The organism is Silvania confinis, from assembly GCF_025564085.1.
Taxonomy (GTDB): domain Bacteria; phylum Pseudomonadota; class Gammaproteobacteria; order Enterobacterales; family Enterobacteriaceae; genus Enterobacter; species Enterobacter confinis.
On the sequence record NZ_JAMGZJ010000067.1, the window covers coordinates 126082 to 132081 of the forward strand.

6 protein-coding genes are annotated in these 6000 nt (G+C 56.8%); 1 reads left to right on the top strand and 5 read right to left on the bottom strand.

Annotated features, from left to right (window positions below; translation table 11 throughout):
- Positions 1–137: 137 nt before the first annotated feature.
- From livF to livK, 5 genes are read right to left on the bottom strand one after another with little or no spacing between them, the layout of a single operon-like run.
- Positions 138–851: a high-affinity branched-chain amino acid ABC transporter ATP-binding protein LivF gene (livF, locus tag M8013_RS04375; protein WP_271266591.1), complete on the bottom strand. Its 714-nt coding sequence runs from the start codon at positions 849–851 to the stop codon at positions 138–140.
- A gap of 1 nt (position 852) precedes the next feature.
- Entirely contained in the window at positions 853–1620 is a 768-nt protein-coding gene (livG, locus tag M8013_RS04380) for a high-affinity branched-chain amino acid ABC transporter ATP-binding protein LivG (RefSeq protein ID WP_271266592.1), read from the bottom strand.
- Positions 1617–2894: a high-affinity branched-chain amino acid ABC transporter permease LivM gene (locus tag M8013_RS04385; RefSeq protein ID WP_271266593.1), complete on the bottom strand. Its 1278-nt coding sequence runs from the start codon at positions 2892–2894 to the stop codon at positions 1617–1619. The genes livG and M8013_RS04385 overlap by 4 nt, the downstream gene beginning before the upstream one ends.
- The gene (livH, locus tag M8013_RS04390) at positions 2891–3817 is read right to left on the bottom strand and encodes a high-affinity branched-chain amino acid ABC transporter permease LivH (protein WP_040078237.1); all 927 of its coding nucleotides are present in this window, start codon (positions 3815–3817) and stop codon (positions 2891–2893) included. Before livH ends, M8013_RS04385 begins: the two co-directional genes overlap by 4 nt.
- A gap of 50 nt (positions 3818–3867) precedes the next feature.
- A complete protein-coding gene (gene livK / locus M8013_RS04395; protein WP_271266594.1) occupies positions 3868–4977 on the bottom strand; it encodes a high-affinity branched-chain amino acid ABC transporter substrate-binding protein LivK in 1110 nt (369 codons plus the stop codon).
- 424 nt (positions 4978–5401) lie between these two features.
- Between livK and panM the strand changes: the two genes are divergently transcribed.
- On the top strand, positions 5402–5785 hold the full coding sequence (gene panM, locus M8013_RS04400; RefSeq protein WP_271266595.1) for an aspartate 1-decarboxylase autocleavage activator PanM: 384 nt from the start codon (positions 5402–5404) through the stop codon (positions 5783–5785).
- The last annotated feature ends 215 nt before the right edge of the window (positions 5786–6000 follow it).

The window sequence follows — 6000 nt, forward strand, 5'->3', positions numbered from 1 at the left end:
ATGACAACAAAGCGTCAGGGGGATGATGGAAATATGAAGAGCAATGGGCAAAAAAAGCCGGGTGGCGGCTTCGCCTTACCCGGCCTGGTCGATTCCGTAGGCCCGGTAAGCGAAGCGCCACCGGGCACACAGGCGGCTCAACCGCCTAAATACGCACTCCGCACCGCTTCGTTGGCCAGTAGCGCGTCGCCAGTATCTTCCAGCACCACGCGACCGTTCTCCAGCACGTAGCCGCGATCCGCGAGCTTGAGCGCCTGGTTGGCGTTCTGCTCCACGAGGAAGATGGTCATCCCTTCGCTCCTGAGCTGCTCGATGGTGTCGAAGATTTGTTGAATGATGATCGGTGCCAGACCGAGCGACGGCTCATCAAGCAGCAGCAGGCGTGGCTGACTCATCAGCGCACGACCGATCGCCAGCATCTGTTGTTCCCCGCCGGACATGGTGCCTGCACGCTGGATACGGCGTTCAAACAGGCGCGGGAACAGTTCGTACACCCGCTTGATGCGGGTCTGAAACTGCTCGCGCTCGGCAAAGAAGCCACCCATCGCCAGGTTCTCTTCCACCGTCATCCGCGAGAACACACGACGCCCTTCCGGGACAATCGCCACCGCTTCGCGCATGATTCTGGCCGTCTGCCAGTCGGTAATGTCTTTGCCATCAAAGACGATACGCCCGCTGGAGGCGCGCGGATCGCCGCACAGGGTGCCCAGCAGCGTGGTTTTGCCCGCGCCGTTGGCACCAATCAGGGTGACAATTTCGCCCTGATTAATATGCAGGCTGACGTCGTGCAGCGCCTGAATCTTGCCGTAGTGGGCGCTGACATTGTCAAAGGTTAACATCGCTTTTTCCATCTTATGCCTCACCCAGGTATGCGCGGATCACGTCCGGGTTATTGCGAATCTCTTCCGGCGTGCCGTTCGCCAGCGGCGTGCCCTGGTTCACGACGTAAATACGATCCGAAATGCCCATCACCAGTTTCATATCGTGCTCAATCAGCAGGATAGTGGTGTCGTGATGGTCACGCAGCTCGACAATCAGTTCGTCCAGCTCTTTGGTCTCTTTCGGGTTTAGCCCGGCAGCCGGTTCATCGAGCATCAGGATCTCCGGCTGGGTCACCATGCAGCGGATAATCTCCAGACGACGCTGATCGCCGTACGCCAGGTTACTGGCCTGACGGTTAGCATGTTGCAGCAAACCAATACGATCGAGCCAGGTAGCAGCGCGGTCCAGCGCTTCTTCCTGCGCCCGGCGGAAGGCCGGGGTTTTCAGCAGCCCGGAGAAGACGCCAGTTTTCAGCTGCTGGTGCTGTGCCACCAGCAGGTTTTCAATCACCGTCATTTCGCGGAACAGACGCACGTGCTGGAAGGTACGCACCACGCCCATGCGGGCGATCTGCTGGCCCGGCAGACCTTCAAGGTGCTTGTCGCGCAGCATAATGGTACCGCCGGTCGGTTTGTAGAAACCGGTCAGGCAGTTGAAGACCGTGGTTTTCCCGGCCCCGTTCGGGCCAATCAGCGAAACGATCTCTTTTGGATGCAGGTCCAGCGACACGTTGTTGACCGCCAGCAGGCCGCCAAAACGCATCATCAGGCCGTTAACGGATAATAATGGCTGACTCATGCCTGCTCTCCTTTGGCTTGCCCGTTTTTCAGTTTCAGCTGTGGACGGGTCATCGGCAGTAAGCCCTGCGGACGCCAGATCATCATCAGTACCATCAGGCCGCCCAGCATCAACATGCTGTATTCGTTAAAGTCACGCATCAGCTCACGGGACACCACCAGCAGGACTGCCGCGAGAATCACCGCAAACTGCGAGCCCATTCCGCCCAGCACCACAATCGCCAGCACAAACGCCGATTCGGCAAAGGTGAACGATTCCGGGCTGACGAAGCCCTGGCGCGCGGCAAACAGCGTTCCGGCGAAACCGGCAAACGCGGCGCTGATGGTAAAGGCGGTCAGCTTGATGCGGGTCGGGTTCAGGCCCAGGGAGCGGCAGGCGATTTCATCTTCGCGCAACGCTTCCCACGCGCGACCCAATGGCATGCGCAGCAGGCGGTTAATCACAAACAGGGTGAACACCACCAACAGCAACGCCACCAGATACAGCCAGATCACGCGGTCGGAGGGGTCGTATTTCATGCCGAAGAAGTTGCTGAAGGTATCCCAGCCCCCTTCACGGGCAGAACGGCTGAACTCCAGGCCGAAGAAGGTCGGTTTCGGGATCTGGCTGATGCCGTTCGGGCCGCCGGTCACTTCGGTATTGTTGAGCAGCAGGATACGGACGATTTCGCCGAAGCCTAAGGTCACGATCGCCAGATAGTCACCGCGCAGACGCAGCACCGGGAAGCCGAGCATAAAGCCCGCCGCCGCAGACACTAAGCCTGCCAGCGGCAGACAGGTCCAGAAGCCGAGACCGTAATAGTGGTTCAGCAGCGCGAAGGTGTAAGCACCGATGGCGTAGAATCCGCCGTAGCCCAGCACCAGCAGGCCGGACAAGCCAACCACTACGTTCAGGCCAAGGCCGAGGATCACGTAAATCATGGTCAGGGTGGCAATATCCACCGTGCCGCGCGACACCATAAACGGCCAGGCAACGGCGGCCACCAGCAGCGCCACCAGGAACAGCTTCTGCTTAATGGTCGAGCCGTCGATAGCCGGCAGCACAACCTTCGGCCCGGAGACGTTTTTCAGCGCCTTCTGGAAAAGTGGACGCAGGAGCTGGAAAAAGAAGACCACTGCGGTGCCGACAAAGACCCACTGCCAGCGGATATCAGATGCCACATCCACCACCAGTTTGGTCCCGCTGAGCTCCAGCTGAACGCCCATAAAGACGCCCGCCAGCAGCAGGAACATGACCGCGGAGAGCAGCGCCATCGCAAAATGCATCGGTTTCATACTTTCTCTACCTCCGGACGGCCCAGGATCCCGGTTGGCATCACCAGCAGCACCAGAATCAGCAGCGCGAAGGACACGACGTCTTTATATTCGGTACTCAGATAGGCAGAAGACAGCGCTTCGGCCACGCCCAGAATCAGGCCGCCGATCATCGCCCCCGGAATACTGCCGATCCCGCCGAGAACCGCTGCGGTGAAGGCTTTCATCCCGGCCATAAAGCCGATGTACGGGTTGATCACGCCGTAGAACTGACCGAGCAGGACACCGGCGACGGCAGCCATCGCCGCACCAATCACAAAGGTCAGGGCGATCACGCGGTCGGTATTAATGCCGAGCAGGCTCGCCATCTTCAGGTCTTCTGCGCAGGCGCGACAGGCGCGGCCCATACGGGAGTAGCGGATGAAGATAGTGAGGGCCAGCATCGCCAGGAAGGTGACAATCCAGATAACCAGCTGCATGGTGGTAATCGACGCCGAGAAGTTCTCGCTGGCACCGACAATCCACTGGCCGTTAAACAGGCTCGGCAGCGCCACGTCGCGCGACCCTTCGGTCAGGCTGACGTAGTTTTGTAGGAAGATGGACATCCCGATGGCGGAGATCAGCGCGATCAGACGCTTGGAGCTGCGCACCGGGCGATAGGCCACCCGTTCGATGCTCCAGCCGTAGGCGCTGGCAATGACAATCGCCCCGACAAATCCGGCGGCCACCAGCAGCCAGCTGCTGTCGATCCCCATCATCATCAGCGCGGCGATAATCATAAAGGAGACATAGCTGCCGATCATGTATACCTCGCCGTGGGCGAAGTTGATCATGCCGATAATGCCGTACACCATCGTGTAACCGATGGCGATCAGTGCATAGGTGCTTCCCAGCGTGACGCCGTTAAACATCTGCTGCAGGAAATAGAGAAACTGCTCGGACATAAATTAACCTTTCTGAACCCGCCCGGACAGGCCGGGCGGTGGGATAGTGATTATTTGGCGACCGAGGATGACCCGTCGGCGTGCCACTGGAAGACCCCAAACTCAAATCCCTTCAGATCGCCTTTCTCGTCCCAGTTCAGCGGCCCAATCACGGTGTCTGCTCCGTGAGCTTTTAAATCTTTGATCAGATCCTGCGGGACTTTGCTGCCGGTACGATCCATGGCGGTGGCCAGAGACTGTACGGCGGCATAGGTGATCCAGACATACGGACCACTCGCGTCTTTCTTATCGGCTTTCAGCGCATCCACGATAGCTTTGTTCGCCGGATCCTGGTCATAGCGTTTTGGCATCGTGACCAGCATGCCTTCACCCGCATCGCCCGCAATGTTGGACAGCGAGGCATTACCCACGCCTTCTGGCCCCATAAACTGGGTTTTCAGACCGACCGCGCGCGCCTGGCGCAGCATCTGACCCATTTCCGGGTAGTAGCCACCGTAGTAGACGAAGTCGATATTCTCTTTCTGCAGACGGGCCAGCAGCGCCGAGAAATCTTTCTCACCCGCAGTAATGCCGTCGAAGAACACCACGTTAGCGCCGCCTTTTTTCAGGCTATCCTGCACCGAACGGGCCAGCCCTTCACCGTACTGCTGCTTATCGTGAATGATGGCGATACGCTGCGGCTTCACGTTATCGATGATGTATTTCGCGGCGGTCGGCCCCTGAGAGGAGTCCAGCCCGGCGGTACGCATAATGTTCTGATAGCCGCGCTGCGTCAGCTCCGGGTTGGTGGCGCCAGGGGTGATCATCAGGATGCCTTCGTCTTCATAGATGTCAGACGCAGGCTGGGTGGATGAAGAGCAAAGATGACCAATCACATACTGAATACCATCGTTAACGATTTTGTTGGCCACGGCCACGGCCTGTTTTGGATCGCAGGCATCGTCATATTCCACGGCAACCAGCTTGTCGCCTTTAATGCCGCCTTTGGCGTTGATGTCTTTAATTGCCTGACGCGCACCGTTGAACTCCATATCGCCCCACTGAGCAACGGGGCCGGACATCGCGCCTACCACAGCAACTTTAATATCTTCCGCCATCGCTGCCTGCGAAATCGCCAGTGCAACCATGCCCGCGATTATTGCTTTCGCGTTCCTTTTCATTTCTGCATCCCCACTCGTGACGTGATGTTTATATTTTGTTTTATTATGGTTAAAAAGCATTCTGTACTTTTAATGAACAACGCTATTTTTACCAGTGCCTTTAATGGTTTAGCGAGGTTTTTTAGCAAAAGCCAGACTAAAATCTCTATATTTCAGGCGATTAAGCAAAGATAATATTCTGAAATCTGCCAGAGATAAACAAATAAAAGTCCGGTTTGCAGCATAAAATAACGGTACAAAGAGCGGAATAAATCACTACCCATTAGGTTAATATTCTGCTTATTTTTCGATCCCTGCGTTTTCTGGCTGCACTTTTGAATGCTAAAAAAGTAATCAGCTGGATGATGGTTTTAAAAAGTGGAAGCGTCTGGCTGAATAAATTGAGTACACTGCCAATACTCTTTTTGATTTGGACACGCAGCTAATGAAACTGACCATCCACCGTCTGGTGAACTTTAGCTCTCAGGATCATGTCGACCTGGGCAAAATCTGGCCGGAATATTCCCCTTCCTCGCTCACCGTGGATGACACGCATCGTATTTATGCCGCGAGCTTTAACGAGCGTTTATTAGGGGCGGTGCGGGTCACTCTGAGCGGCACGCAGGGGGCGCTGGATTCCCTGCGCGTGCGTGACGTCACCCGCCGTCGCGGGGTAGGACAATATTTGATTGAAGAAGTGATTCGCGATAACCCGAGCGTAGCCTGCTGGTGGATGGCCGATATCGGGGTAGAGGATCGCGGCGTGATGGCCGCCTTTATGCAGGCGCTGGGGTTTACGGCGCAGAGTAACGGGTGGGAGAAGCGGTAGTTTGTTTTGTGCGGCCTGATGTGTGCGGCCTGATGTGTGCGGCCTGATGTGTGAGGCCTGATGTGTGCGGCCTGATGCCCTCACCCCAGCCCTCTCCCACTGTACAGACTGGGGACATAGTGAACGCTTGTTCGGGGACATGGTAGACACTTACAACTAAGGCATAAGAACCCGTATATGGAGTCGCTTATGCCGTGGGATGCGAGAGATACCAT

Coding starts and splice junctions, on each gene's coding strand:
- livF (WP_271266591.1), bottom strand. CDS start 851: ATGGAAAAAGCGATGTTAACCTTTGACAATGTCAGCGCCCACTACGGC.
- livG (WP_271266592.1), bottom strand. CDS start 1,620: ATGAGTCAGCCATTATTATCCGTTAACGGCCTGATGATGCGTTTTGGC.
- M8013_RS04385 (WP_271266593.1), bottom strand. CDS start 2,894: ATGAAACCGATGCATTTTGCGATGGCGCTGCTCTCCGCGGTCATGTTC.
- livH (WP_040078237.1), bottom strand. CDS start 3,817: ATGTCCGAGCAGTTTCTCTATTTCCTGCAGCAGATGTTTAACGGCGTC.
- livK (WP_271266594.1), bottom strand. CDS start 4,977: ATGAAAAGGAACGCGAAAGCAATAATCGCGGGCATGGTTGCACTGGCG.
- panM (WP_271266595.1), top strand. CDS start 5,402: ATGAAACTGACCATCCACCGTCTGGTGAACTTTAGCTCTCAGGATCAT.